Annotated in this window: 1 pseudogene; it reads right to left on the bottom strand. The window is 57.3% G+C overall.

Annotation, left to right across the window (positions count from 1 at the left end):
* Positions 1-746, bottom strand: a pseudogene (istA, locus tag PG887_RS22505) (IS21-like element ISAs29 family transposase); the annotation flags it as partial.
* Positions 747-812 lie beyond the last annotated feature (66 nt).

Raw genomic sequence — 812 nt, forward strand, 5'->3', positions numbered from 1 at the left:
CGAGCTGGCATCACCGCCACCTGATAGTGCTCGGCCAACTGCTGGTAGCTGGGGTTGAGCTCGGGATCGTATCGGCAAGCCTTGCTGACACCGCTCTTGAGGTTGTCGGGGATCAGCAGTACCGGTGTCCCGCCGAAAAACTCAAAGGCACGGACATGGCTTTGCAGCCAGTCCGGCAGTGACTGGGACCAGGTGGCCTCGGCAAAGGTGTAGTTGGACGCACCGAGCACGGCGACAAAGACTTGTGCCTGACGGACCTCACCCGTAGTCGGCGACACGATGGGCACCGTGGGCCCGCAGTAGTCGATAAAGAGCTTTTCCCCCGCCTTGTGGATCTGGCGCATGGAGCGCTTTTGCAACTGACACCAGGACTTGTAACGGTCACAGAACTGGGAGTAGCTGTAACAGCTATTGGGATAGCGCTGGGTGTACTCCTCCCAGAGCAGCTGTTTGGAGACCCCCTTGCGCTTGAGCTCCTGATGGACAGAGGGCCAATCCGGCACAACATGGCGGGCCGAGATGGTGGTATCGGCCTGCGGATAGAACAGGGCAGCCAGTCGGCCATCATCAAGCTCGGTAGGTAAGGGCCAGGTAAGGCCGAGCGCCTGGGCACTTTTGAGGAGTTTCTGGATGGAGCCGACACTGACCTTGGTACAGATACTGATTTGGCGAACAGAGAGGTCAGCTTCCAGCCGCAGTCGCAGCACTTCACGAATTTTACGCATTGCAATCCTCTTGGCAGACATAGGCTCTTCCCTGGCAAAAGGGAGAGCGTATCAAAGGTTTTTAAATCAATGCGTTAAGGATGATTC

Source organism: Aeromonas sp. QDB14 (assembly GCF_027707845.1).
Lineage (GTDB): Bacteria > Pseudomonadota > Gammaproteobacteria > Enterobacterales > Aeromonadaceae > Aeromonas > Aeromonas caviae.